Annotated in this window: 20 protein-coding genes and 1 pseudogene; 14 read left to right on the top strand and 7 right to left on the bottom strand. The window is 34.5% G+C overall.

Annotated elements, in window-relative coordinates; genetic code table 11:
- Window positions 1-58 precede the first annotated feature (58 nt).
- The 6 genes from NBW39_RS03085 (at window position 59) to NBW39_RS03060 (ending at window position 8,912) form a co-directional block, all read left to right on the top strand.
- Window positions 59-217: a hypothetical protein gene (locus NBW39_RS03085; RefSeq protein ID WP_250295581.1), complete on the top strand. Its 159-nt coding sequence runs from the start codon at window positions 59-61 to the stop codon at window positions 215-217.
- A 48-nt stretch (window positions 218-265) separates the two neighbouring features.
- Window positions 266-1,450 (top strand): ankyrin repeat domain-containing protein, encoded by a 1,185-nt coding sequence (locus NBW39_RS03080; RefSeq protein ID WP_250295580.1) that lies wholly within the window; start codon window positions 266-268, stop codon window positions 1,448-1,450.
- Window positions 1,443-3,248 (top strand): pentapeptide repeat-containing protein, encoded by a 1,806-nt coding sequence (locus tag NBW39_RS03075; RefSeq protein WP_250295579.1) that lies wholly within the window; start codon window positions 1,443-1,445, stop codon window positions 3,246-3,248. The genes NBW39_RS03080 and NBW39_RS03075 overlap by 8 nt, the downstream gene beginning before the upstream one ends.
- A complete protein-coding gene (gene gmk / locus NBW39_RS03070) occupies window positions 3,232-3,837 on the top strand; it encodes a guanylate kinase (protein WP_250295578.1) in 606 nt (201 codons plus the stop codon). The genes NBW39_RS03075 and gmk overlap by 17 nt, the downstream gene beginning before the upstream one ends.
- A gap of 443 nt (window positions 3,838-4,280) precedes the next feature.
- On the top strand, window positions 4,281-6,488 hold the full coding sequence (locus NBW39_RS03065; protein ID WP_250295577.1) for an ankyrin repeat domain-containing protein: 2,208 nt from the start codon (window positions 4,281-4,283) through the stop codon (window positions 6,486-6,488).
- A gap of 312 nt (window positions 6,489-6,800) precedes the next feature.
- Entirely contained in the window at window positions 6,801-8,912 is a 2,112-nt protein-coding gene (locus NBW39_RS03060) for an ankyrin repeat domain-containing protein (RefSeq protein WP_250295576.1), read from the top strand.
- On the opposite strand, the gene sdhA is transcribed toward NBW39_RS03060, so the two are convergent.
- From sdhA to NBW39_RS03040, 4 genes are all read right to left on the bottom strand, one after another.
- Window positions 8,913-10,712 carry a succinate dehydrogenase flavoprotein subunit gene (gene sdhA, locus NBW39_RS03055; protein ID WP_250295575.1) on the bottom strand — a complete coding sequence of 600 codons (1,800 nt, stop codon included), beginning with the start codon at window positions 10,710-10,712 and terminating at the stop codon, window positions 8,913-8,915.
- Window positions 10,713-11,702: 990 nt separating this feature from the next.
- The gene (locus NBW39_RS03050) at window positions 11,703-12,281 is read right to left on the bottom strand and encodes an RlmE family RNA methyltransferase (protein ID WP_250295574.1); all 579 of its coding nucleotides are present in this window, start codon (window positions 12,279-12,281) and stop codon (window positions 11,703-11,705) included.
- 76 nt (window positions 12,282-12,357) lie between these two features.
- Window positions 12,358-12,924: a PopZ family protein gene (locus NBW39_RS03045; protein ID WP_250295573.1), complete on the bottom strand. Its 567-nt coding sequence runs from the start codon at window positions 12,922-12,924 to the stop codon at window positions 12,358-12,360.
- A 19-nt stretch (window positions 12,925-12,943) separates the two neighbouring features.
- Window positions 12,944-14,167 carry a TolC family protein gene (locus NBW39_RS03040; protein WP_250295572.1) on the bottom strand — a complete coding sequence of 408 codons (1,224 nt, stop codon included), beginning with the start codon at window positions 14,165-14,167 and terminating at the stop codon, window positions 12,944-12,946.
- A 129-nt stretch (window positions 14,168-14,296) separates the two neighbouring features.
- Here NBW39_RS03040 and rplM point away from each other — a divergent pair, with 129 nt between their 5' ends.
- The 3 genes from rplM (at window position 14,297) to NBW39_RS03025 (ending at window position 15,678) form a co-directional block, all read left to right on the top strand.
- On the top strand, window positions 14,297-14,755 hold the full coding sequence (gene rplM / locus NBW39_RS03035; RefSeq protein ID WP_250295745.1) for a 50S ribosomal protein L13: 459 nt from the start codon (window positions 14,297-14,299) through the stop codon (window positions 14,753-14,755).
- Window positions 14,756-14,765: 10 nt separating this feature from the next.
- Window positions 14,766-15,221 (top strand): 30S ribosomal protein S9, encoded by a 456-nt coding sequence (gene rpsI / locus NBW39_RS03030; RefSeq protein WP_250295571.1) that lies wholly within the window; start codon window positions 14,766-14,768, stop codon window positions 15,219-15,221.
- A gap of 145 nt (window positions 15,222-15,366) precedes the next feature.
- The gene (locus tag NBW39_RS03025; RefSeq protein WP_250295570.1) at window positions 15,367-15,678 is read left to right on the top strand and encodes an HU family DNA-binding protein; all 312 of its coding nucleotides are present in this window, start codon (window positions 15,367-15,369) and stop codon (window positions 15,676-15,678) included.
- Here NBW39_RS03025 and NBW39_RS03020 read toward each other — a convergent pair.
- On the bottom strand, window positions 15,671-16,378 hold the full coding sequence (locus NBW39_RS03020) for a pyridoxine 5'-phosphate synthase (RefSeq protein ID WP_250295569.1): 708 nt from the start codon (window positions 16,376-16,378) through the stop codon (window positions 15,671-15,673). The two genes, NBW39_RS03025 and NBW39_RS03020, sit on opposite strands and share 8 nt — an antisense overlap.
- A gap of 322 nt (window positions 16,379-16,700) precedes the next feature.
- On the opposite strand from NBW39_RS03020, the gene coaE reads away from it, so the two are divergent.
- Together coaE and NBW39_RS03010 are read left to right on the top strand one after the other, a co-directional pair.
- Window positions 16,701-17,288 carry a dephospho-CoA kinase gene (gene coaE / locus NBW39_RS03015; RefSeq protein ID WP_250295744.1) on the top strand — a complete coding sequence of 196 codons (588 nt, stop codon included), beginning with the start codon at window positions 16,701-16,703 and terminating at the stop codon, window positions 17,286-17,288.
- Window positions 17,289-17,419: 131 nt separating this feature from the next.
- A pseudogene (locus NBW39_RS03010) lies at window positions 17,420-18,862 on the top strand (IS4 family transposase).
- A 257-nt stretch (window positions 18,863-19,119) separates the two neighbouring features.
- On the opposite strand, the gene NBW39_RS03005 reads toward NBW39_RS03010, so the two are convergent.
- Window positions 19,120-20,298 (bottom strand): ribonuclease D, encoded by a 1,179-nt coding sequence (locus tag NBW39_RS03005; RefSeq protein WP_250295743.1) that lies wholly within the window; start codon window positions 20,296-20,298, stop codon window positions 19,120-19,122.
- A 272-nt stretch (window positions 20,299-20,570) separates the two neighbouring features.
- Window positions 20,571-21,218: an ankyrin repeat domain-containing protein gene (locus tag NBW39_RS03000; protein WP_250295568.1), complete on the bottom strand. Its 648-nt coding sequence runs from the start codon at window positions 21,216-21,218 to the stop codon at window positions 20,571-20,573.
- A 168-nt stretch (window positions 21,219-21,386) separates the two neighbouring features.
- On the opposite strand from NBW39_RS03000, the gene NBW39_RS02995 reads away from it, so the two are divergent.
- The 3 genes from NBW39_RS02995 to NBW39_RS02985 all read left to right on the top strand — a co-directional run bounded on the left by NBW39_RS02995 (window position 21,387) and on the right by NBW39_RS02985 (window position 25,896).
- Window positions 21,387-22,364, top strand: coding sequence for a quinone oxidoreductase family protein (locus NBW39_RS02995; protein ID WP_250295567.1), 978 nt, complete (start codon window positions 21,387-21,389; stop codon window positions 22,362-22,364).
- A 264-nt stretch (window positions 22,365-22,628) separates the two neighbouring features.
- On the top strand, window positions 22,629-24,935 hold the full coding sequence (locus tag NBW39_RS02990) for an AAA family ATPase (RefSeq protein ID WP_250295566.1): 2,307 nt from the start codon (window positions 22,629-22,631) through the stop codon (window positions 24,933-24,935).
- Window positions 24,936-24,999: 64 nt separating this feature from the next.
- Window positions 25,000-25,896, top strand: a complete 897-nt coding sequence (locus tag NBW39_RS02985) for a class I fructose-bisphosphate aldolase (RefSeq protein ID WP_250295742.1) — start codon at window positions 25,000-25,002, stop codon at window positions 25,894-25,896.
- Window positions 25,897-25,900 lie beyond the last annotated feature (4 nt).

Raw genomic sequence — 25,900 nt, 5'->3', positions numbered from 1 at the left:
TTGTATAGACCTTATTACAATCATAATAAATAAACCTATCAATAAAAATTGTAAATAAATGGATTCCAAAGTTAATCTACGTCTGAATTGGATAAAGTTATATAAAGAATTAGGCCATGCAGAAAAAACACATTTTTCTAAAAATTACATTTGTACAGAAAAAGTAATGCAAAAATCTATTGGTTTTTTATCTAAGGCATTTTTTACTGTAGATTAATCATTTGATTATAGTATCATTTTAATTAAGCTTATGCTTGGGATATTTATGAAGAATATTTTATATTTTGTATTATTAGTTGTTGTATTTGGATCACTCAGCCTATTTGCTGTAGAGCAATTTGAAGAAAAGAAAATCGAATCAGTTCATGAAAACGAAAATGTAGGTGTAAGGAAGCAAGATAGCACAAATCAAAAAGATGAGTTCAAAAGCAACGTCGATGCTAAACAAACACAAGAAGCTGAGAGCAAAAGAGTAACCGATAAAGAGAAGCTGGAACACAACAAGAACAAAGCTTCCGTGGTTGAAAAAACTATAAATGAAGGTGAAAGGATTGATAAAGGTTTGCCAAATGACCCGCTAGAAGAAAGCACAGACAAATTCGTCCAAAATTCACCAAATGTGGCCAATAAAGAAGTGAATAAAGATTTGAAACCAGAGCCTTTGCCTTTAAGTGCTGATTTAAATGAGAATACAACTGACCCGCAAAAAAATCTACAAATTGATCAGAAGATTGATATAAAAGATAATGAACTTTCAAAAAGTGATGCGAGTCAATTATTAGAAGAAAGAAAAGAGGAAGTAGGGAGTCAGTCTGAAGAAAAAAAAGTGAAAGAAACAAACAATAATTCTAAGGACCACAATAGAGTAAAACCTATAACTAAAAAAGATGAAGAAGAGCAAAGTGAAAAGAAAAATTTACAAAAATGGACAAAGCTAAACAGAGAACCAATAAAAGAATGGGGTCATAAAGATATACAAAGCAAGTCAATATATAAGCGGCAGTATGACAGTCTTAATGAGCATCTTCCTACAACTGTATTTATTGATGATTACAGTAAGCAATTTTTTTACTGTATTAAGAAAAATAACTTAACTTGCTTAAGAGGAATAATAAGTAAGCTAGAAAAAATTGGATTCACAACTCAAGAGATACTAAGGTTTAGAAATAAATTGGGTGATACTCCTCTCATTTATTCAGTTAAACAAGGTGAGGTAGACATAGTGCGCTTTCTCTTATTACAAGGCGCTGATCTTAGAGTAGTTAATAATAATTTTCAATCCCCAATTGATATAGCAATCGAAAAAAAGCAGATCAATATAATAAATGCGATTGCCGAAATGATGCCACATCTTTTGGAGGATAGAAAAATAGACAATAAAGAAAGCTCAGCAATGTACGATTGGGCTGTGAAAACGAAAGAAATACAGTGCGATAAGCAAGATGATTAGATTTTTGATATTAATTTTAGTTGGTCATTTATGTTATGGAAACGAAATAAATGATAAAAAAAATCAGATTAGTGATTTTTTAAATGCTCTGCGTGATGCAAAATACGTATCTTACAGTAAAAAAGACTTTGCTGAATTTTTGGTGCAGTGCCACAAAGAGGGCGTGCCAGAAGATTTTAAGAAAGGTTTTGGTTCTAACTTAAATGGAGCTAATTTTAACCAACTGTACCTAAGTAAATCTGTTTTTGATGGAGTAAGTCTGATTGGTGCTGATTTTTCTAACACCGATTTATCCTACGTGTCTTTCATTGATGTTGATTTACGTGGTGCTAATTTCTCCAATGCTAATTTACATGGCATTAAAATAAAAGGTACAAATTTGAGTTTTACAAAATTTGTTTCTGCAAACTTAACAGATATCGTATTTGATCAGTCTAATGTTAGTTATGCTGATTTTATCAGTTCCGATCTCAAAAAAGTAAGTATGCACAACGTAATTGTTTTGCATACTAATTTCTCGAATGTGAAAATGAATCTCTCCAACTTATCAAACTCGAATGTTAGCTACGTAAATTTTAATGATAGTGAAATAAACGATACTGTTATGCAGAAAAATAACCTTGATAATGCAAGTTTCTTTGGAGTGGATGCATATAAATTAAAGATACAATTTTCTTCATTAAAAAATGCTAACATATATGGTGCAGAGTTAAAAGAATCAGACTTTACAGGTAGCAATCTTTCCGATGCCTGCCTTAATTCTTCTATCATAATCAACAGTAACTTCGACGAAACTAATTTAAGCAACACACAAATTTCCTATGTGAATGACGATAATTCAAGTTTTGTTCAATCTATACTAAATGGTTCCAAGATAAAACATGCATATGTTTCTGAAGCAAATCTTCAGGATGCTGATTTATCCAATATTGATTTTAGTTTTAGTGAACTGTATCAAGTTAATGTCTCTAATGCTGACATTCGTCACGGAAAGTTTCATAATACTAAAGTTGCGAATTCTAACATGAATGGCTCATTTTTTGACCATTCACTATTCACCTCTGCGAAGATAGAAGATTCAGACCTTTCTACAACTTCAATGTATAAGATAAAAATCCAAGACTCTCAAGTTTATAACAGTACGCTTTCTCACCATAATATTGATTCCAGTGAAATAGAAAATTCAACATTCTTTAATTTATTAGCTGATAATTCAAGCTGGTCCAATTTAAAAGTAACTAATTCAAATTTTGTTGAAAGCGACTTCAGATCTTCTTTGCTTCACGCTAATGCCTTTAGGAAAACTAGCTTTTTTCTTAGCAATTTGAGCAATTCAACAATTAGTGATATGTCTTTTCACTCTTCAAGCATATATAAAAGTTCAGTTGCTGATGCTCATTTAACAGATTGCAAGTTTGATAATTCGATTTTGATTGACAATCAAGGGCAGAAAAAACTTGCAGGGTTAGAAAATGCTATAACTTCAATTGGAGATTTGCAAGAGAAAATATCACAGGGTGAAAAATTTAATGTAAATTATTCTTACTTTGAATTTAAGGATATGAATTTAGAAAATGCCGATTTTTCTAATTCAACATTGAGTAGAGCAAAGTTTGTAAACGTTAATTTGAATAAGGCAAATCTTGAAAAAACCGATTTGCGCTATACTGTCTTTGATAATTCTTCTCTTATTGGCACCAATTTATCAAATTCTAATTTAGAAGGTTCTAGTTTTTTAAACTCTGATCCAAAAAGCGCCATATTAAAAAATGCAAAGAAAAATGACCGTAAAAAGTGAGGGCATATTATTGATTCTATCCTCTCCTTCTGGAGCCGGAAAAACTACTATATCAGAAAAATTACTTGAGCAATCAACTAATTTAGTTAGGTCTATTTCTATGACTACGCGCAAGCCTCGCTCCGGCGAAATAAATGGAAAAGACTATTTTTTCGTTACCGAAGAAAAATTTCACGAGTTATGCGAAGCTGGTCAGATGCTTGAATACGCCAAAGTTTTTGAGAATTTTTATGGTATACCAAGAGATTTTATAGAGCAAAACCTGAGCAGTGGAATAAGCGTTTTACTAAGCATAGACTGGCAAGGAGCATTTCACTTATTCAAGCTCATGAGAAAAAAAGTTGTAAGTGTTTTTATACTTCCCCCTTCAATGGAAGAGCTTAGGTTGCGTTTGCAAAAGCGTAATAGTGATGATGCAAGCGAAATAGAGCGCAGATTAGCCGAAGCTCAAAAAGAGATAAGCAAACGTGATAAATATGATTATGTAATAATCAATGATGATATTGATAAAAGTGTAGAAGAGATAAGCTCCATACTAAATAAAGAAAGACTTAAAAAACTAAAAGAAAAACCAAGTCTGGAAGACTGATAAAAACATCAATTTGGATATTTGCAGCTATAGTTTCTTATCCTATTTTAGCCAGTAGCACGTTTTGCAGTTTTAGCTATATTTATTATTTTTTAAGACAAAATGGTTAAAATAGTAGATAACTGTTCAAGTGAGGTTTAACTATGACGGCAAACTTTCTTACAGAAGTTAATTTTCTGCCTTCTTACCTGCCTTTCTATCTGTATTTCAACTACATATAGCTAAAAGTAACTTAGGTTTACCGAAATATGTTTATGGTTAATTATAGGCGATATCTTAAGTTGTCATTCCAGCGCGTGACGCTGGAATCCAGATTTTTTAGACTGGATCCTATCATAGGATGACAGAAGCGGGCTTTGTTAGCTATATACAACGTTTGACTTAATTAAAAAAATTGAATCTTAGCTGACAACTTAAATAGCTTTTAATATTGAGGTTTTGGTATGAGTATAGATCTAAGTGCACTAGCTACTAATGCAAAAAAATTAGATGAATACATAGATAAAAATGAAAAGCGAGAGTGGGAGAGAAAAGAAAAAGACGAGCAATTGTATGGCACTATAGAGAGAAAGGTAAAAAAAGAAAAACACAAGCATGAAAAACCAAGAGGTCAAGATGGAGCCCTCAAGAAGTGCAAAAGGTTATTTGAGGAAGGTGCTAGCTCTGAAGTATTAACTAAATTAGAAGAATCACTTAGAGAACAAGAAAAATATTATAGGTATTATGTCCAATGCTTTCTTCCGGTATTGAATAGAAAAATATCGAAAGAACTAGACCCTATAAAAAAAGAGGAAATAGGACAAGTAATTTCTGAAATTACTTATAATAGCAGATATTGTAACAAAAATGATCGTAGGGACAGTGAAACAGAGAGTGGCTACGGTAGCGATATTGAAGATGATCATAAAGTAGAAATAAGCAACGAAATAACAAATAGCAATGCTCTATTACTAAAAGCGATCAAAAATGGAAATAACAGGAAATTTGAAAAATATCTAAAAAATTGTACGGATATTAATAGTGTGAAAGGTGAAAAAGACAACAATATTTTACACCTTATCGTGTCGTTGGAAAAGAAACAGAAATGCAAGTTTCTGGATATCCTAATAAAAACGTTCACCAAGGAAGATTTAGCACAACTCATTAATAGTGAAAATCAGGACGCTCTTCAGGTGGCACTAATTAACAAGATAACAAAAGAAAAACATGTGTCTCATACAATTCGAAGTAACGATAACACACTTAAGTTTTTCGTGAAATTGTTAAGGCATGGAGCTAGTCCAGGTCAGTTAGAATTACCTGAGGAAAGCTTAAAAAAATTACCTAAAGAGCAAAATGAATACTATCTTAAATTCCTAAAAAAGTTAGTAAAATTATCAAAGAAGTCTGAGTTAAACCAAGAGACAAAAAACTCGGTAATAACTAAAGTTGCAGATATTGTCTACGATGGCTATCCATTACATAAAACAGTTTCGAATAGAGATAAAGACAAAAATAAATTTAGTGAGCTATTACAAAGTGGTTATGATATCACTACTAAAGATGCAGATGGTAATACGGTCTTACACTGTGCTGTAGAATTAGATGGGAGAGCAAAGTATGACTTTACTAAGCTTATACTAGAAAAAAACAAAAAACTGGTAAATACTCCAAACAAAGAACAGCAAACACCTCTTCATCAGTTGCTTCAGCATATAAAAGAAAAAAATGAGGATCGATCATGTACAGATAGAAAATTTGAAAAAACAAATAGGTATAAAGCCTTAGAGTTATTTCTACAAAATGGTGCAGATATTACTGTGCAAGATAAAGATGGAAAAAATGCTCTTCACTATATTGCTTCATTCAAAGGAGAACAAAAAGTTACATGTTTAGAGTTGATTTTAAATTCGGTGGAAAAAGAGAAATTTAGTAAAGCTGCAAACGCCACTAACGAAAAAGAACGCACACCACTACAAGTAGCGCTAATTACTAAGACGACAAAAAATAAACATAATTTGGTCAATCCTAAGAGCCGTGATAACACGATCAAGTTCTGTGTAAAATTATTGCAGAATGGTGTTGACCCAAAGCAGTTAATACTACCCGAAAGATTATGGAGCAAAGAGTATTATAAAACTATAAAAGGAATAGAGAAATCAATGGGTAGAGCGCTTATTCCAGATGATATGAGAACTGAACTGAAGTGCAATTTTGGCAAGAAGTTAAAAGCACGCGATATTGTGAAGTATGTCAATAATGTTGTTTGTAAAGTAGTGACAACGCTTGTATTTACTGCTTTAGCCTGTGCGGTAATATTCAGCGCTTCTCAAGGAAGTATTACAATTGCAACTGCCTCATCTATTATAGCAGTTATTGGAGTTTGTTATCTTATTTACTTGAATTTAGAAAATATTTATGAAGGATTTGGAAAAATTAAAGGAAAGTTTACTGAAGAAAAGCAACTTACACTTCAAGATAACGCACCAAAAAATGATACACAATGCAATAACTCTGTTAAGGATATAGAAAATAAGTCCAACGATTTAGAAGAGCAAGAGGTGCAAAAATCATCAAGTCAATCAGAATATACAGAAAATCCAGCTACTAAAATGAGCGATATATCAATACTACGCCAATTTATAAATAAGCTAGTAGGGAACGTTCTATAGCTAGCTACAATTTGATATGCCGTCATTCTGCTACTCGTTAGCGCCGCGGTATAGCACATTTTGCACCTGTTCACTTAGCTATATACCAATATTTATCCTTTCTTAAAACTAAACATTTAAAATAGTAGATAATCGTTGAAGTGAGGTTTAACTATGATACTAGCAGAAACGCTCTTCTGCCTGTATTTCGATTACATATACAACATTTTAAAATTTAAATCTAACTTTTTAGTTGTTAGTTCTCAATCTCAAATTGTTAACACCTACAACTACAAGGATACACAAATAGTTAATTTTTAGCGAGGCTTTGGTATGACAAAAAATGAAAATGAATTATTATGCGACAGTGAACTGCTCACTGCTATAATAGCAAAGGTAACAAAAAGAAAGCACAAACACCTAAACCCAGAAGTTGGGAAAGACAGGACTCTCACAAAATGCAAGAGGTTGTTCAAAAAAGGGGCTAGTCCTGAGGTATTAACTGAGGTATTAATTAAATTAAAACAATCGCCAGAATATTATGAGTATTATATCCAACACTTTCTTCCAGCGTTGAATAAGGGACTAGACCAAGCAAAAAAAAAGGAAATAGAACAAGTAATTTCAGGAATTATTAGCCAGAGCAGCAATCCTGATAACATTGCTCAAAGTCGTAGAGGGAGTATAGAGAGTGAAGACAGTGGAGTCGAAAGCGGCAACAGTAGCGAAACTGAAGATGATCATAACGCTAGTAAGAAGCATTCAATCAGTAGTGCTAACACAATAAGTGAAGGGCAAGGAGTAGAGAAAGACAACGGGATGACGATTTACAATGGAGACAGTGGAATCGAAAGCGGCAACAGTAGCGAAGCTGAAGATGATCCTGCTGATGAGAAATTGGATGCACCAATCTCCCGCACGGCAAATGAAGACCAAGAAGTGGAGAAAACCGACGGGATAACGAACAGCAATACTGATAAGATATTCAGAGCAATTGAAAGTGGAAATCAAGGGGAATTTAAAGAGTATCTGGAAGGTTGCACGGATATTAGCAGTGTAAAAGATAAAGAAGGAAATAATATTTTGCACCTAATAATAAAATCAAAGAGAAAACAAAAGTTTAATTTTTTAAATACAGTACTAGGTGTAAGTGAGAAGGAAGAACTTAAAGCACAACTTGAAAAAGCTGTAAATGATAAAAATGGCGACGGTCAAACACCACTGCAAGCATTGTTACTTAGTAAAGTAACAAAAGAAAAACATAGTTTTAAACTTACACCTAGAAAACTTATACCACACTACGACAATACAAGAGTATCTGCTATACAATTGCTCAAATTAGGAGCAAATATTGATGATTTGCAGTTGTCTGAAGAAAAATTACAAGGCTTAAAAGAAGAGCAAAAGACATACTACCGTAATTTCTTAGAAGAGTTAGCAGAGCAAGGAAAGAAATCTAAATTAAAGCCAGAAATAAAAACCAATACAGAAACAAAAACCAAAGAAAGTATAGAGTATACCATAAATACTCCAGATAGTAATGATAATTATCAATTACATTCAGCAATTGAAAATAATGATAAAAAACTTTTTGAGGAATTACTACAGAAAGGGGCAGATATTAGCCTGAAAGACACAAATGGCAACAATGCTTTACATCATATTGCTTTACTGAAAGGAGAGCAAAAAGTTGCATATTTGAAGTTGATTTTGAATTTAGTAGAAAAAGGAGTGATACCTCAAGATCAATTGAGAAAAGCTATGAATGCTACCAACCAGAAAGAAAACACGCCTCTACGAGTGGCGCTAAAAACAAAAGCGAGGAAAGGAGGAACTAAATATCTAAAGAAAGGAAAAATTTTTGATCCAACAGTTAGTTATAGCAATACAACGAAGTTTTGTGCAATGCTGCTAGAAATGGGCGCTGATCCCCGTTCTCTGGAGTTGGAAGGTGAAGAATTTGATACTAGAAAGTATTATCTAACTTTATGTGGTTTAAAAGATTATCCGAAGACTCCGCATAAAGCACAAGAAAAAGCTAGAGAATTGAAAGAGGAACTTGAGAAAGAATACCACTGTAAAACTCCTTTAAAAAAATGTCAGTCTGGTGTTAAAAGAACAGGTTCTTCTATAGGGAAGGCAGCATCTACGATAATCCATAAAGGGCCAGCATTAGCAATAATGTTTGCTGTTATTGGAATAGCAACTGCTGCTGCCTTTAATGGGGCAATGGCACCTGTAGCGGCCATTTGTATCATAGTTGCTGCTATATCTGCATATTTTATTTTCACTTCACGGAGTCGTATTAAGGAATTTCTTAAAAAATCAAGTAATGAAACAAAGGACCATGTTGACAATAAACAACAGAGAAAACGTGCAAGAAGACCAAAAAGTGCAATGAAAGATACATCAACAAAATCTCCCGCAGATGTGTTAACAATATAACTAGTAAACCCTCTTCTCTGGAGCGATGAAGTCAATTTCATCGCTCAGAGTTTTTTCAGCCACTTTTTTATAATCAATTTTTACATTGATCTGCCCTTTCTTTTCTTCAAGCCACGCTATAGTGTGCTTCATCCAGTTTTTGTCATCACGTTCAGGAAAGTCTTCACGAGCATGGGCACCTCTGCTCTCCTTTCGATTGGCTGCGCATTCCATGGTAATAACCGCTTGTGGGATCATGTTAGCAAGTTCCAATGCTTCAACTAAATCACTGTTCCACATCATACTGCGATCCTCAAGTGAAATATCAGGCATCATTTTTGCTACCTTTTTTATAGCTTTTTTACCTTCTTCTAAAACTTCAGCAACACGGAACACTGATGCGTACTTTTGCATAGTGTTCTGCATTTCGCTGCGTATTTTTGCCACCCTAAACTTTCCAGAAGCAAATCGCATTTTATTAAACCTATCTATTATCCAATCTGTACAGTCTGAGTGTAATTTTTTATGTGGTGTATTGGGCTTTAATTTCTCTTTTGCTCTGAGCGCTGCAGCTCTACCAAAAACCACAAGATCAAGAAGCGAGTTAGAACCAAGTCGATTTGCACCGTGCACAGAGACACACGCAGCTTCTCCAATTGCAAATAGTCCATCTACCACTTCTTCCTTACCTTGCTTCAGCGTGATCACTTCTCCATGATAATTGGTTGGAATGCCACCCATGTTATAGTGAACAGTCGGAATGACCGGTATTGGATCTTTAGTGACATCAACTCCAGCAAAAGTTCTTGCGGTTTCGCTGATGCCCGGCAATCTGAGTTTTATTACTTCCGGATCAAGATGCGCTATAGTTAAATACATATGATCTTTTTTCGGTCCAACTCCCCTTCCCTCTCTAATTTCAATTGTTATTGCACGACTTACCACATCACGGGAAGCTAAATCTTTTGCTTTTGGTGCGTAACGTTCCATAAACTTTTCGCCCTGAGAATTAACGAGGTACCCCCCTTCTCCACGGCACCCTTCTGTCATCAAGCACCCTGAGCCATATATTCCTGTTGGATGAAATTGTACAAATTCCATATCTTCAAGTGGTAACCCAGCTCTCACCACCATGCCATTACCATCACCTGTGCAGGTATGCGCACTTGTTGCAGAGAAATAAACACGTCCATATCCACCTGTTGCTAGCACCACCGAATGTGCGCGAAATTTATGTAATGTACCGTCGCATAGCGACCAAGCAAGAACTCCGCAGCATGTTTCGCTATCCATAATTAAATCAATCACAAAGTATTCAACAAAAAATTCAGCGTTGAATTTAAGACACTGCTGATATAGAGTGTGAAGGATTGCGTGCCCAGTTTTATCTGCCGCTGCACAAGTGCGTTGAGCTGATTTTCCTTTACCAAAGTTAGTTGTCATTCCACCAAAAGAGCGCTGGTATATTTTGCCATCTTCTGTACGAGAAAAAGGTACGCCAAAATTTTCAAGTTCAATAACAGCTTTAGCAGCGTTTTTACACATATATTCTATTGCATCTTGATCACCAAGCCAGTCTGAACCTTTTATTGTGTCATATGCATGCCAGCGCCAATCGTCTTCACCAATATTACCTAAAGCTGCACTAATTCCGCCTTGTGCTGCAACTGTATGACTTCGTGTAGGGAAAATTTTAGAAATGCAGGCAACTGAAAAATTAGTTGCAGCCATCCCAAGCGTTGCTCTGAGCCCTGCTCCACCTGCACCTACTACTACCACATCATACTCATGTTCTATGATCTCATACGCTGACTTATCCATATTTACTCATTTTATCATTACAGGCTTATGATATCATAGAAGTAGAAAAAATCTATACAAGTTTTCTGTAGCTATACCACCGCGAATCGTCATACCGCTGCGGCCTCAGCAGATCCTGCTAACAAGCAGCGAAATGACAGCAATCCTACGTCATACCGTCACGGTATCTCATCCGCTAACACGTAGCGGGATGACAGGCTAGCCTGTCATCCCAGTGCCCCTATGATGTCATCCCAGCGCCTCTATGATGTCATCCCAGTGCTTGACACTGGGATCCAGCTTTTTTGTAATTTTATTGAAAATGTTGTATAGTCGTTTGTTTACAATCAATTTTTCTGGATCCCAGTGTCAAGCACTGGGATGACACCCTACTTAGCCGTCATACCGCGATTCATTTGCGGTATCTCATCCGCTAACAAGAGATCCCGCTAACACGTATCGGGATGACGAGCTTATTGTCATGCCGCCGCGAACCGTCATACCGCGATTCATTCGCGGTATCTCTAGATCCCGCTGCGGGATGACGATTGTCGTTTAGCTATAAATATTTAAGAAATTTACCAAATAAAAAAAAAGGCAAAAGAAGCCCTGGTCATTGTCTATTTTCAGTATTGGCGTTTTTTAAGTCTTAAACACTGCAATTTAGCTGCTTTTAAGTGCAACTCACCTTAGTTTAAATGTTTAAGAAATTTACTAAGCAGAAAAAAAGGCAAAAGAAACCCCGTGGTAATTAGTGTTCACTTCCTAATCCTGCAAATTGGCGTACTATACTGTCTTAAACAGCGCGTTTCAGCTTATATAGCTAGCAATACTGTGAAGACATAAGGTGCACATAGTGCAAAAAATTAAAAATAAGACGCCAACTACGTTGTTTTCTTGCTGTTTAATCTGCACAGATAAAGATAACTGAATACCTTCAGTACCATGATAAGGGGGCTGGCGGAGTTTGTCAAGGAAGTTTTTCGCTTCTGCGGACTACCTGGGTTAATACTATATAGAAGGTCTGCTGCCAATAAAGCCTAAACTTACCAAATACATTTCTGTAGATTCAGATCTACTTGACTTTGGTTTAAAGTATTTTACTGTTTTAAACATTTTTTTCAGCTCGTTACAAAAATCTTTATCAGATTCTCCTTGGAAAATTTTTACTACAAACGTGCCACCATGGCTCAAGAAATGCTTTGCAAAATTGAGCGCTGCCTCACATAAAAGCATAATTCTGATATGATCCAACGATTTTAAACCACAAGATTCGGGCGCCATATCAGATAAAATTACATCAAATTTTTGATCCTTGAATTTTTCTCTTAAAATTTCAAGGTCATTGATAATATCGCATTGTATAAACTCTACTCCATTAATTGCGTTCATTGGTTTCATGTCAAGAGCAACTACATTTGCACCTTTCTGAGACGCGACTTGTGACCATCCACCAGGAGAAGCACCAAGATCAATAATTTTTTGCCCTTCTTGGAATAATTTAAATTTATTATCCATTTCTACCAGCTTATATGCTGAGCGTGACCTATAACCATCCTTGCTAGTTTTTCGCACATACTGATCATTCAAATGACGATGTAGCCACCTTGTTGAAGATAGTTTTCTGCCTCTAGCCGTCTTTACTCTAGTTTTTATTGCTAATACCCTACTTATTATTGATTATATCTTTGAGCTCTTTTTCAACTACTTCTTTTACCAGTGCATGTAGATATTTATTCAGCCATTCTGAAAGCTGAGGTTTTAAAAGAGATGTAACTAATTCTTCAACAGTAAGATTCGCTCTTTTTTGTTGTTTATGCTGCAATTCGTTTTGCATTTTTCCAAGCAACGCTTTGATCTCTTCCATATTCTCTTTTAAAATTAGATGATCGTTATTTTGCGCTTGTAAGCCGCTATTACTCGCTTTGTTATTACTCATTTGGATATTATCGTACAAATAAATATCTTTTTTTTCTTCTGAATTGTAGCTATGGCCATTAAATTGGTTATTGTTGCAAGCCATTTCCTCACTTTGGTCATCATTATCAATGTCCTCTTCTTTATCATTTTCTTTTTTGCCATCTTCTTCCATGTCTTCTGGATACTCTTCCTCAAGGTATAACACATCATCACTTTCATCCTTTATTTCTGCTTTTGCGTTTTTACCCGATATAGCTTTTTTTATATCTTCTAGAATATCTTTTACAGATTGATTGCCTTGTTCATCATGCATAGTGCTAATACCATTAAATTTAGAGGTTTATAATATTTATCATAAAAAGCAAGTTGTAAACACTAATCACATAATTGCTTTTTGCTTCAACTAAGTCTGAACGTGCTTTAAATAATGCATCTTCAGTGTCCAAAAGGTCAGATGTACTCTTTAAATTTAAGTTTACCTCTTGCTCAACTCCTTCCAATGCTAGAGATGCTGCTTTTTCCGCTTCTTGACTTGCTTTGATAATGGCCTTTGCTGTCAGCACATTATTCCAAGCATTTACAACTGCTTGTTCTATATTTTTTACCGCTTCATAATAATCGTAGGTAGATTTTTTTGCATCCATTTTAGCTCTACTGACACCAAAAGCATTAACTCCTCTTTTAAAGATTGGAACATCAAGAGTAAAAACTACATGAACATTTTCTAATAGTTTGTCTACCTTCATACCATCCTCCCCAAAATTTTTGCTTGCGCTTAGATTTAAAGAAGGAAGCCATTTGGAGCTTTCAGCGATCACTTCCATTCCGGCTGCTCTTTTTTGATAAACTGCTGCTTTTAGAGATAAATTATTGGTTTTTGCTAATTGTAAACATTCATTTAGCTCTGGAACAGAAGGTAGTTTATCATTAGCTTCAGAAAGGTCATCAGCATCTTCGCCAATCAAATGATAATAAGCAATATTTGCCAATTTTAATTTACCTTCAGCATCAACTCTTTCGGATATAGAAGACGAAAATTTTGCTTTTGCTAGCAAAACTTCAGCGTTAGTAACTTCTCCAAGGGAAAAACGTTTTTTCATAGCTGACAAATGCTCCAAAGAAACGCGTTCTTTATGTTCTCTGAGCTTTAATATTTCTGTCTTTTGTAAAACACTAACATATGCTTTCACAGCATTAAGTGCAAGCTCTTGTTTTAACTGTTGAAATCGCATTTTTTCTGCTTTGAGAAGATGACTTGATCGACTGAATGTGGCAAAGGTGCCACCGCCATCGATTAATTTCTGGCGCAATGTAAGGTTTTTTTCAGATGTATCAAGATTAAAGTTACTATCGAAATTGTATTGCAAATTAATGTCAGGTAAAAATCCAGCTAACCCAGAATACTTAAGCTGTTTTTCTGTGCTTTTATATTGGTAAAATTGAGACTTTATTTTTGAGCTATTTTTGATGGCTTTGCTTATAACTTCTCCCACATCGGTTGCATAGCAACTTATAGTACTAAAAATGATCGCAAGTGTGATAATCAATCGAAACATTCTACTTCCTATGCATATTGGCTGCGTAGCTCAATTACTAACATAAATTACTTTAATAATCAATAACTAATATTGTTGACACTATTGAGAAATTAAGTATATTATAGCTTACTATTGTTGGATCAAATAATGAAGACTTTTTTCTTAAAAGAGAAACAAATCAATAAAAAGTGGTTTGTCATAGATGCAGAAGGATTAGTGGTAGGGAGGCTCGCAGCATTTGTAGCAACACTATTACGTGGAAAGCATAAACCTGAGTATACACCTCATATGGATTGTGGTGATAATATAATTATTATCAATGCAGAAAAGGTGCATTTTACCGGTAAGAAGCTTAAAGATAAAATTTACTATAAGCATACAGGTTATTCTGGTGGTTTAAAAAAAACTACTCCAGATAATATTTTAAATGGCAAATTTCCTGAGCGTGTAATAAAAATGGCAGTGAAAAGGATGCTTGATGATGGCCCTATGGCACGTAGACGCTTTGAAAATTTGTATGTTTATTCTGGTTCAGAGCATAAACATCAAGGACAGCAACCTGAAAAGATAGATTTTGCCTCTTTGAATCGTAAAAATAAAAAGTAATGGAGTAAAAATGAAGAGTTCTACAATAAATAACAATGATTGGTCAGAAAAGACAATTAAGTCAGCAGTTGATTCGCTTGGTCGTTTATATGCTACAGGCCGAAGAAAAGAATCTGTAGCAAGAGTATGGATAAAGCCAGGAAGTGGAAAATTTAGTGTTAACAAAAAAGGCGATCTAATTTCTTATTTTAAAAGAGAGTCAGTGTGCCAAATAGTGAAAATGCCATTTGTAGCAACTTCTACGTTAGACAAATATGATGTATTTGCAACTGTAAAAGGTGGAGGGCTATCTGGTCAAGCAGGTGCTCTAGCCCATGGAATAAGCAGAGCTTTAAGTAGCATAAGCCAAGATTTGCATTCCATATTGCGTAATGGTGGGTTCTTAACTAGAGATTCACGTGTTGTTGAACGTAAGAAATATGGTCAACATAAAGCTCGGAAAAAGTGTCAATTTTCTAAGAGATAGTTATTTTATAAGGGTGTTTTTTTGTAAGTATTATACAAATATTTGCAAAAGTGTATGATATCCTCTATTTTTGTGATGAATTTAGTTGACTATCGGTGTCAACATAATATGCTATTTGTGTGATTTTTCAATATTAAGGTAATTTATGAGTAAAGAAGATATAATAAAACAATTAAAGGAAGATTGTTCTGGTCAGAATATAGATATAACGAAATCTGATTTGAGCAAGATTCATGATGCGTTTATTAAAATAATAAAGAATGAGCTGCATGGGAAAGGTGAAATACGTCTGCATGGGATAGGAACATTTTCTACTGCTATAAGTCAGGAGAAACAATGTCGTAACCCCCAAAATGGTGAGATCATGACTGTTCCTAAAAAGACAAGGGTAAAATTTAAAGCAAGCCAAACTCTTTTAAGTATTTTAAATGAGAAGGAAAAAGCAGCAGTTAGTTAGACATTGTCATTTTCATTGTTTTTACTACGCTGTGTAAGCCGTAAAATACAGCTTCGCTAATTAAATAGTGGCCTATGTTAAGAGCTGAGATGTGAGGTACTCTTGTCATCTTCTTAGCGTGTTTATAAGTTATGCCATGTCCTGCGTGGCATTCTATTCCTAATTTATTGATGTACTCTGCAGCATTAGTAATTAACTGTAACTTTTTCTCTGATGGATTATCACAGTAATCCCCTGTATGAATTTCTATTATGTCAGGCTTTATCTCTAGCTTCTCAAGATATTTTAGTTGATTAATATTTGGATCGATAAACAGTGAGACTTTTATGCCAGAGCTATGTATTTCCTCTATTATACTAGAAAGTTTGCTGTACATCTTAACGATATCCAGACCGCCTTCGGTTGTTAATTCTTCTCTTTTTTCTGGTACTATGTTAATTGAATAGGGCTTTATCTTTTTTGCTATTTCAAGCATCTCTTTTGTGGCTGCAATTTCAAGATTTAGCTCAGTGTTAATGCTTTTTTTTAGGTTAAATACATCTTCATCTCTAATATGCCTTCTATCTTCTCGTAAGTGTACGGTAATAAAGTCTGCTCCAGCATCAATTGCTATTTCTGCTGCTTTTAATGGATCTGGATAAGAAGTCCCACGCGCATTGCGAAGGGTTGCAACATGGTCAATGTTAACACCTAGTTTCATAATTTACCTCAAAAATTATTTATAATTATATATATTATTAGGTCTTTTGCATAGTTATTGTTTGATCCGAACATTATAGTCGAGAGATGGGGTTTCTTTTGCTTTTTTTTCTATTTTGTTATAGCTAACATGAACTGGGTAGATGCAAGCACTGGTATCCAGGAATTTTGATTATAAGTAAGCATACTGAGCTAAAGGTAGCTGTTTTATGCTAAAACAAACGTTTTTGATACAGAATCAGTACTGGAATCTAGAAAATTTAGTTAATATATATAGAAATCTTAGCTATAGTTTCAAAAGAAGTCTAATGTATTTTTGCTATATGATCATAGGTCTAACAGGTAGAATTGGAGTAGGAAAGAGCTTTGTAGCCAATTGCTTTAAAGAGTTTGGTGCTGCTGTGTTTGATGCTGATCATGTCGTGCACCAGCTTTATAGAGTGGACAAGAGCATAATAAGCTATGCAGAGAAAAATTTTCCTGGAGTGGTAGTAAATGGTGAAATAGGTAGAACAGTACTGTCTAAATATTTCTTAGCCTACGATGAAAATTGGAAACAATTTCAATCTTTGGTTCACTCTGCTGCGCTGCGTGAATTAGAATTTTTTATTGCTAAGGAAAAAAAGATCGATAGAAAGCTTTTAGTTTTAGATGTTCCACTTCTGCTGGAAACAAAACTTCATTTATATTGCGACCTTATTGTTTTTGTTCATGCAGATAGCGTTGTGCAAGCTCAAAGACTTAACGAACGCAACATAGATAAAGAAAAGCTAAATTTAATCTTCAATGTTCAGTTATCTATTGAGGAAAAAAGGAAGATGAGTGACTTTATTATCGATAACAGTGTAAGCAAAGAGTATGTTTTTTCTCAAGTAAAAAAAATAGTGGATTCATTAAACCTAAACACGTAGCTTTACGTCATACCGTCACTTGGCCGCTAACAACTTACTATTACCCATAAATCTATAAATGGTGAAAAAGCTGCTATTTTACTAATGCAACTTTCTATTATAAATAGATCTATGGTCTAAAAATGGAATATATGATGGAAAGAAATATAAATACCTCAACTGGCGAATGGGCAGAAAGTGAATTTGGAATTGTTAATTTTGGTGATATAAGATTAAGTAAGAGGCTTTTAAAAATAGTTAATAGTTTTGCTGAATCACCTGAGCGTTCAATAAATCAAGCTTGTGAAGATTGGCATCAAAGTAAAGCAGCTTATAGATTTTTCCAAAACGATGCCATTTCTGAAAGAAAGATATTAGACAGTCATATAATTAAAACTGTTGAAAGAGCTAAGGAACACTCAACCATCTTAGCTATCCAAGACACGAGTTATATTTCATATAAAAATCATAAAAAGACCGAAGGATTAGGGATTATAGCAGCAAGATTAACATCTAAAACAACTAATTTTAAAACCCATGGATTAGTGATGCATACAACGTTTGCAGTTACAACAGAAGGGCTACCTATAGGATTATTAGATCAAAAAATTAGTACTAGACCTTCCTTAGCTGAAGACCTAAAGGAGTTGAAAAGAAGAAGCCATAATACTGCTCTTCCCATAGAAGAGGAAGAAAGCATACGGTGCACTTAAAGATTCTACTCACCATCCTGGATTAAAGAACGTTAAGGTAGTTACCGTTTGCGATAGAGAAGCAGATATTTATGATTTATTTGAAGTCGCTTCCACTAATCAATCTCTTTTTGTAGTAAGAGGAAATCAAAACAGAACAGTAAATAAGAAGTCGACTTATTCTGAAAAAGGTGGTGAAAGGTTGTGGGATTTGCATGTCTTGTCAAGGAGAAATACAAGTCTGCTCGCAATGATAAACCTCAAAGAACAACAGTTTTAGAAGTAAAGTTTAGTAACTTTGTGATGAATGCATCAAAAAATAATGCTAGACGTAAAACCCAAAAACTTCCTAATTTAAGTTTAAATGCTGTCTATGTTATAGAAAAACACCCCCCATTTGGCGAAGAGCCTATGAACTGGGTTTTGTTGACAAATATAAATATTAATAATTTTGAAGAAGCAGTAGAAAAAATACAATGGTATTGCTTAAGATGGAGAATAGAGGTTTTTCATAAAATTTTGAAATCCGGTCTTAAAGTTGAAGAATGTAGGCTCCAAACAGCAGATAGATTAATCCGCTTTCTTACAATTATGAGTATAATTGCATGGAGAATATTTTTTATCACATTGGTAGCTAGAACAAATCCGAATCTTTCTTGCACTGTCATACTGACTGATGACGAATGGAAGGTTTTATATACCAAAATGCTTAAGACAAAAAACTATCCTGAGACTCCACCACCTATAAGAGAAATTGTGAGGTGGGTGGGCAAGTTAGGAGGGTTTTTAGCTCGCAAAAATGACTTAGAACCAGGCCCTATAGCTTTGTGGAAGGGATGGAAACGTCTCTTTGATTTAGCAGAAGGATGGAGACTTGCTCATGAATTCTATACTTGTGGGTAATAGTAAGCGCTAACAAGCAGCGGGATGACGGTTGTCAAGGTAGCTGTCATCCCAGTAGCCTCCCTCTCTTGTCATCCCAGTCTGGGATCTAGCTTTTTGGTAATTTTATCGAAAATGTTTGCTCGTTTACAATCAATTTTCCTGGATCCCAGTGTCTGGGCACTGGGATGACACCCTACTTAACCGTCATACCGCCGCGGTATCTCTTAGCCGCTAACACGTAGCGGGATGACGATTGTCGATAAATCTAAGTTACTTTAGCAACAGTTATTCTCCACCAAATTACTCCGAATTTTAGTTGTATTATTTGCGGATTTCACTGCTGAAATCTCAAATTTTGAGCTTGTGTTCAAAAATGATTCAACTGACTTGCCAAAAAAATCATATCTCCACCCCTTGAATAATTTATCTGTCTGTCTAGATATTGACCCAATTAACTCGTCTTTTGAAGAAACTAATTTCCTTGACATGTTAATTTCCTTACATTTACTATCTAAAATAATTGAGAGTATATCAAATACAGATTTGTCATAATTATTCGGTAAGGTGTTGTTTTGCTGTATCCAATTTTTCTCATTTTCATTGAAAATATTTATAAATTCCAATAAATCTTCATCTTTTATATTTTCTGCGTTTTCTTTTAGATCATCTAAAATTTCATTAATATGTTCCACGTTTTTTTCAATTAAACCAATTATTACAGCATTATTGATTATTTTATTACGGTTTATATTATAACACTGTGCTAAGGTCTCTTGCCACTCACTAACTGCTTTTACAGTTAATATCAACCTTGGATTTGCTTCATAATTAAATTTAATCCTCTTCCATGCATCTTTTGGATTATGCAAATACTTATTTATATCGACCACTGATTCCATCTCTTCTTGAAACCAACCCATTCTATTATTTTCTTCAAGTTTATTGCACAATATTTGGTGTAGGTCATATAGGTATACCACGTCGTTTATTGCATAATCTAATTGATCCTCAGATAACGGCCTTCTTAACCAGTCTGAATTTTTAGCTTTAATTTTATCCAGTGCTATTCCTTGATATTGCTCTACTACTTTTGAGTAACCAATAAAGTCATGATAATAATGGCAAAACATAGCAGCAACTTGGGTATCAAAAATGGGAGTGGGAATACATTTAAACACAGTGAGTAAGGATTCTATATCCTGCCGGCAGCTATGAAACACTTTAGTTATTTCTTGATTCAGCATTATTTTCTTAATGAATGACAAATCAATTTCTGGTACTAATGCGTCTACAATAAAACTCTTCTCTCCGTAAGAAATTTGAATTAACGATAATTTTGGGTAGTAGGTTAAATTATTTCTAATGAACTCCGTGTCAACTGCTATAAATTTCGGCTTTTTTGCTATCAACCCCTCACACATGTCCTCCAGCTCCGACGTTGTATTAATTAACATATGTTTTTTATTCAGTGGTTCTACTTTACCACTTACATTAAATTTTTGCAATTAATGACTTCTTACAGAACTTTCTATCACTCATTGGTGTCATCCAAGTAGCTGACACTGGGATCCAGAAAACTCAATTAGAAACGAGTACACTAGGTAGTTGTATAATAAGAACTAGATACAAGTCATGTGTCAAGCACTGACCACTTTTGCTTCAATATTTGCGATGCTCTGAACAGATACGTGCGTTGTTATTCAAATAATAGTTATGCAACACAGATCTATTGAATTGAGCAGGAGCTCTTATTTGCTTTTTGCGCACTGACTACTTGTGTCTCAGTGCTTGGTGTAATCAATTCCCATCCTTCATTATTTGCTTCACAAGCATTCCAATACTTAGCCAACTCCTTATTATTTTTTACAGAATCTGACATTTCTATGTTGGGATTTTTTTCTAATGTATGCTTAATTAGAATCTTACAGCAATCTTCGCAGTTAATTGACTTATCTGTACCATATAATTCAGTAACACACTCTAAAGCGGTATTTCCACCGTAGCGTTCATGTGGGCTATCACTTACCCCCGCTTCTATGAGAGCCTTTAACATGTCTGGAAAACGCATCAAAGCGCAGGCATGTAAATATCCTTTTTCGTTTTGCACGTTAGCCCCTGCTTTTATTAAAACTTGTGCTAGATTTGGTAAAACGGAAGGTTTGTAATTAATAGCAATAGAAAAGAGACTATCTACTGGACAGTTATCAAAGTCTTTCAAATCAAATTTGTGATTAACATCAAAACCTTTTTTTTCCCAAGAAGTGTATAAATATTCATAATCGTTTTCTTTGCTTGAAGTTCGCATTCCACTTTCTAGCCTTTCTTTTATTTTTTTTATTACATTACTAATATCTAAATCGTTATCTCCATTCACTTTATGCAACACATTACACAAAACACTATAAAGCAAATTTTCTCTATCCATCATAATTTATACCTTAAAACTATTAATATACGCTTATATAGTATATAAACTGTAAATAACATTTTGCAAAATATTAATTATTAGATAACATAATCAAAGTTTTTACTTACATTCATCATGGTTAGGGCTATACAAATTAAAAAAACTGGAGGACCAGAAGTATTAGAATTTGTAGATAAGAATATAGGTGAGCCAAAAGGCGAGGAAGTCTTAATACGTCACACAACTATCGGCTTAAATCGTTATGATTTAGAACACAGAAAAGGTATGCGCAAAATTAAAGATTTGCCATCAGTGCTTGGGGTAGAAGCAGTGGGAGTGATTGAAAAGCTTGGTAAAAAAATCAGTGATGGATTTAAGGTTGGAGACAGAGTTGGATATTGCACAGCTCCTCCAGGGGCATATTGTGAAAAGCGCATTATACACCAGAAATATCTGATAAAAATTCCAGATGATATATCTGATGAAGTTGCCGCTGCAGTGCTGTTTAAAGGTATGACAGCTCACTATTTAGTTAATCAATCTTATAAAATCAGGCCTGGTGCTTTTGTATTAGTTCATGGAGCTAATGGTGGTTTAGGACAAATAATATGCCAATGGGCAAAGGATAAAAAAGGTGTAGTGATAGGCTCTGTAAGCTCTGATGAAAAAATGAAGATAGCTTTACAAAGTGGCTGCACATACGCAATAAACTACAATGATAAAGACTTCGTTTCTAAAGTTATGGAGATTACGCAAAACAGAGGAGTAGGTGCAGTGTATGACCCCATAGGTTACGCTACAAGCAAGCTCTCTTTTGAATCTTTAGGCAGGTTCGGCATACACGTTTCCTATGGGCAGATATCAGGTAACGCTCCTATTAGTTTTTCTTTACTTAGTTCACGTTCGTTATTTGCAACTGGAACCTCAATATATCATTACAAGCATGATAGATTCACATTAGTGCTTACCACAATGGAAATCTTCGAGATGATAAGAAAAAAACTTTTAACTGTACGGATCAATAAAAAATATAAATTTGATGAAATAATTCAAGCTCATCGCGACATGGAAAATAGAAAAGCGAGTGGGTTAAATATCATCAAAGTCTCTTAAATAAATTAATAGTTAAAATTAACCATTCATTAAATTATATCAACTAGAATTTCACATATTTAATTCTCCTTTTGGGGGAATTAAAAGCATATAGCTAAACTGACTTAGATTTACCGACAACCGTCATCCCGCTACTTGTTAGCGCCGCGGCGGTATGACGTGTGGGAATTCAAATTGGCTACAGCAAACTGCTGAATTTCAATTTTTTTAATAATTATGTGCTATTCATTATATATGAGTTCCCACTTTTAGAGAGAATAGGAGATGATTTCCAAAAACTTAGAGGCAAGTTTGAATAGAGCACTACTCATTGCTTCTAATTTTAATCTTAAATATGCAAAGGTAGAACATTTATTGCTGGCGTTAACTAAAGACGTGGATGTAAATTACGTTTTGTCAAGATGTAATATCAGAGCCGATGAAATCATAAATATGGATAACATTCTATCAAGGTGCAATATTAAGGCTAATGATTATAATAATAATGTAAAAGGGTTTTTACAAAGCAGTTCTGAATTGATTATCAGTGGAGTTAAACCTAGCTCAATGTTTCAATGCATAATACACAGAGCAATAATACGGGCTCATAGCTTGGGAAAAAAAGAAATAAATGGAGCAAACGTTCTAGTAGAAATTTTGTCTGGGCAAGATTTATACGTTGAAGATCTATTGCAGAAACAAAGTGCGAAAGATTCCAATTTGATTTACCACATATCTAATATGAAATACTCTAACGATATGGATGAATACACCACCAATCATAAAGTAAAACTTGATAAAAATAATGATGCTCCTACTACAGTAAATAAAGGTGAGCTACTAAAAGATGAGGAAATTCTACAAAGTTATTGTAAAAATTTAAATGACTATGCAAGAAGCAAAAAAATAGATTATGTTATTGGTCGTGATTATGAATTAAATCGTACTATAGAAATATTATTGAGGCGTAGAAAAAACAACCCTTTATATGTTGGAGACCCAGGTGTTGGCAAAACAACAATAGTTGAGGGTTTGGTATTAAAGATCATTGAAGGCAGTGTTCCGAGTGCGCTCAGGTCCAGTATAATTTATGCTTTGGATTTAGGATCACTCCTTGCAGGGACACGCTATAGAGGTGATTTTGAAGAGAGAATAAAATCTATAATAAAAGCGATTGAGGCAAAACCAGGTACTATCCTTTTTATTGACGAAATACACACTATCATTGGAGCAGGTTCTACAAGTGGTAGCTTTCTTGATGCAGGTAACCTACTCAAACCTGCGCTTGCAAGAGGTACACTGCGTTGTATAGGTGCAACCACATATAGAGAATACAGCGCTAGTTTTGAAAAAGATAAAGCACTAGCGAGAAGGTTTCAAAAAATTAATGTTAAAGAATCTTCTGTTAATGAAACGATAAAGATACTAGATGGCATAAAGCACTACTATGAAGGGTATCATGGAGTATATTATACAAAGAATGCCATTAGGTCTGCGGCTGAACTTTCGCATAAGTATATTACTGGGCGAATATTACCTGATAAAGCGGTTGATGTTATTGATGAGGCAGGGGCATATTGTAAATTGCTAAGAAACAGGGGTAAAATTGTAAATAGTAGAGATATTAAGAATACCATTACTAGAATTACAAATGTGCCTTGCGGATCTGAATCTGATGATTTGCAGAAAGTAAAGTCTTTAAAAGCTAATCTAGAAAAGGTGATTTTTGGCCAAGAGCAGGCAATAGAATCTCTTGTTAATTCTATTAAAATTGCTAAATCTGGGTTGAGAAATTACAATAAGCCTTTAGCAAATTATCTTTTTGCAGGGCCAACCGGTGTTGGTAAAACCGAGCTAGCAAAACAATTAGCAGAAAGCATGGGCATGAATCTTATACGTTTTGATATGTCCGAATATATTGAATCTCATACGATATCCAGGATGATTGGTTCTCCTCCTGGATATGTAGGTTATGATCAGGGTGGATTACTCACAGAGTCTGTATCTAACAATCAATATAGTGTTGTACTGCTTGATGAAATTGAAAAGGCACATAGCGATATCTATAATATATTGCTACAAATTATGGATTATGGTTGTGTTACAGACACTTACGGACGTAAAGTTAACTTTTCCAATATAATTTTAATTATGACAACTAATGCAGGAGCAGTTGAACGCAGCAAAAGTTTTGTTGGCTTTGGGCATAAAAATTTTAATATTGGTGATAGCGAAAAAGCAATAGAACAGGTTTTTAGCCCTGAATTTCGTAATCGTCTTGATGCGATTATTTCTTTTTCTGACTTAAGTACGGATGTGATTTTGCATATTGTAGATAAATTTATTCAGGAACTGAAAAAGCAGCTGACGCAAAAAGGCATAAACTGCTTGGTAGAAGATGAAGTGAAATCTTATCTTGTACAAATGGGTTATAGTAAGGAAATGGGAGCACGTCCGATAGAGAGACTTATTGAAAAAGAGATAAAAAGTTACTTAGCGGAAGAAATACTGAATCGTAAATTAATAAAAGGAAAGAAATTAAGAATCTATATGAATAAAGTAGAAAATAAAATTGCTTTTGATATAGTTTAAAATCCTTGTATTGAACTTCATCTTTGTTACAATTTATAACTTAAATTTAATTTGAATTATAGTGATAAGTGATAAAGTAAAACAAGTTCTAAGCTACTACGAAAGTGAAACCCCCGGGGTAAAAGCAAATCTTACTCGTATTCTCATGCATGGAAAGCTTGGCGGCACTGGCAAGTTAGTGATTCTGCCAGTAGATCAAGGATTTGAGCACGGGCCAATTAAAAGTTTTGAAGTTAACCCTGATGCTTATGACCCACATTATCATTTTCAGCTTGCAGTTGATTCTGGAGTAAGTGCATATGCTGCTCCACTTGGTATGATTGAAGCTGGTGCTTCAACTTATGCTGGAATGCTCCCACTTATTTTGAAACTTAATAGTTCCAATTCTTTACATTCAAAGAACCTAACCTCTGATCAAGCAATAACCTCTTCTGTGAAAGATGCGCTGCGTTTGGGCTGCTTGGCTGTTGGATTTACTATATATCCTGGTTCTGCTAAGTGTTTCGATATGATGGAAGAAGCCCGTGAAATCGTAGCTGAAGCCAAATCTTATGGGCTTGCAGTAGTGCTATGGTCTTATCCACGCGGTGAAGGAATTTCCAAAGAAGGTGAAACAGCGGTTGATGTTATTGCCTATGCTGCACACATGGCAGCTTTGCTTGGCGCTAATATAATAAAAGTAAAACTTCCAACTAAATATTTGGAAAGGGAGAAAATAGAAACAGAAAATATTGAATCATTATCTAAAAGAATTGAATATGTTAAAAGATCTTGTTTTGCAGGGAAAAGAATAGTAGTTTTTTCTGGTGGTGAATCGAAGGAAGTAGATGACATACGCAATGAAGCAAAAGAAATTAAGCAGGGTGGTGGTAGTGGTTCAATCATTGGACGTAACACTTTTCAACGCAAAAGGGAGGAAGCTTTATCTATGCTAAAAGATATAATGGATATTTACACATAAAAAA

The sequence above is a fragment of the Wolbachia endosymbiont of Oedothorax gibbosus genome, assembly GCF_936270435.1.
GTDB lineage: Bacteria > Pseudomonadota > Alphaproteobacteria > Rickettsiales > Anaplasmataceae > Wolbachia.
The sequence above is the reverse complement of the archived record's forward strand: the minus strand, read 5'-3'. Positions and strand labels throughout refer to the sequence as shown.

Bases quoted from the DNA above. Each gene is read 5' to 3' on its own strand.
- NBW39_RS03080 (WP_250295580.1), top strand. From the start codon at position 266: ATGAAGAATATTTTATATTTTGTATTATTAGTTGTTGTATTTGGATCA.
- rpsI (WP_250295571.1), top strand. From the start codon at position 14,766: ATGAAGAGTTCTACAATAAATAACAATGATTGGTCAGAAAAGACAATT.
- NBW39_RS03040 (WP_250295572.1), bottom strand. From the start codon at position 14,167: ATGTTTCGATTGATTATCACACTTGCGATCATTTTTAGTACTATAAGT.
- sdhA (WP_250295575.1), bottom strand. From the start codon at position 10,712: ATGGATAAGTCAGCGTATGAGATCATAGAACATGAGTATGATGTGGTA.
- coaE (WP_250295744.1), top strand. From the start codon at position 16,701: ATGATCATAGGTCTAACAGGTAGAATTGGAGTAGGAAAGAGCTTTGTA.
- NBW39_RS02995 (WP_250295567.1), top strand. From the start codon at position 21,387: ATGGTTAGGGCTATACAAATTAAAAAAACTGGAGGACCAGAAGTATTA.
- NBW39_RS03060 (WP_250295576.1), top strand. From the start codon at position 6,801: ATGACAAAAAATGAAAATGAATTATTATGCGACAGTGAACTGCTCACT.
- rplM (WP_250295745.1), top strand. From the start codon at position 14,297: ATGAAGACTTTTTTCTTAAAAGAGAAACAAATCAATAAAAAGTGGTTT.
- gmk (WP_250295578.1), top strand. From the start codon at position 3,232: ATGACCGTAAAAAGTGAGGGCATATTATTGATTCTATCCTCTCCTTCT.
- NBW39_RS03065 (WP_250295577.1), top strand. From the start codon at position 4,281: ATGAGTATAGATCTAAGTGCACTAGCTACTAATGCAAAAAAATTAGAT.
- NBW39_RS03075 (WP_250295579.1), top strand. From the start codon at position 1,443: ATGATTAGATTTTTGATATTAATTTTAGTTGGTCATTTATGTTATGGA.
- NBW39_RS02990 (WP_250295566.1), top strand. From the start codon at position 22,629: ATGATTTCCAAAAACTTAGAGGCAAGTTTGAATAGAGCACTACTCATT.
- NBW39_RS03020 (WP_250295569.1), bottom strand. From the start codon at position 16,378: ATGAAACTAGGTGTTAACATTGACCATGTTGCAACCCTTCGCAATGCG.
- NBW39_RS03025 (WP_250295570.1), top strand. From the start codon at position 15,367: ATGAGTAAAGAAGATATAATAAAACAATTAAAGGAAGATTGTTCTGGT.
- NBW39_RS03085 (WP_250295581.1), top strand. From the start codon at position 59: ATGGATTCCAAAGTTAATCTACGTCTGAATTGGATAAAGTTATATAAA.
- NBW39_RS03045 (WP_250295573.1), bottom strand. From the start codon at position 12,924: ATGCATGATGAACAAGGCAATCAATCTGTAAAAGATATTCTAGAAGAT.
- NBW39_RS03005 (WP_250295743.1), bottom strand. From the start codon at position 20,298: ATGTTAATTAATACAACGTCGGAGCTGGAGGACATGTGTGAGGGGTTG.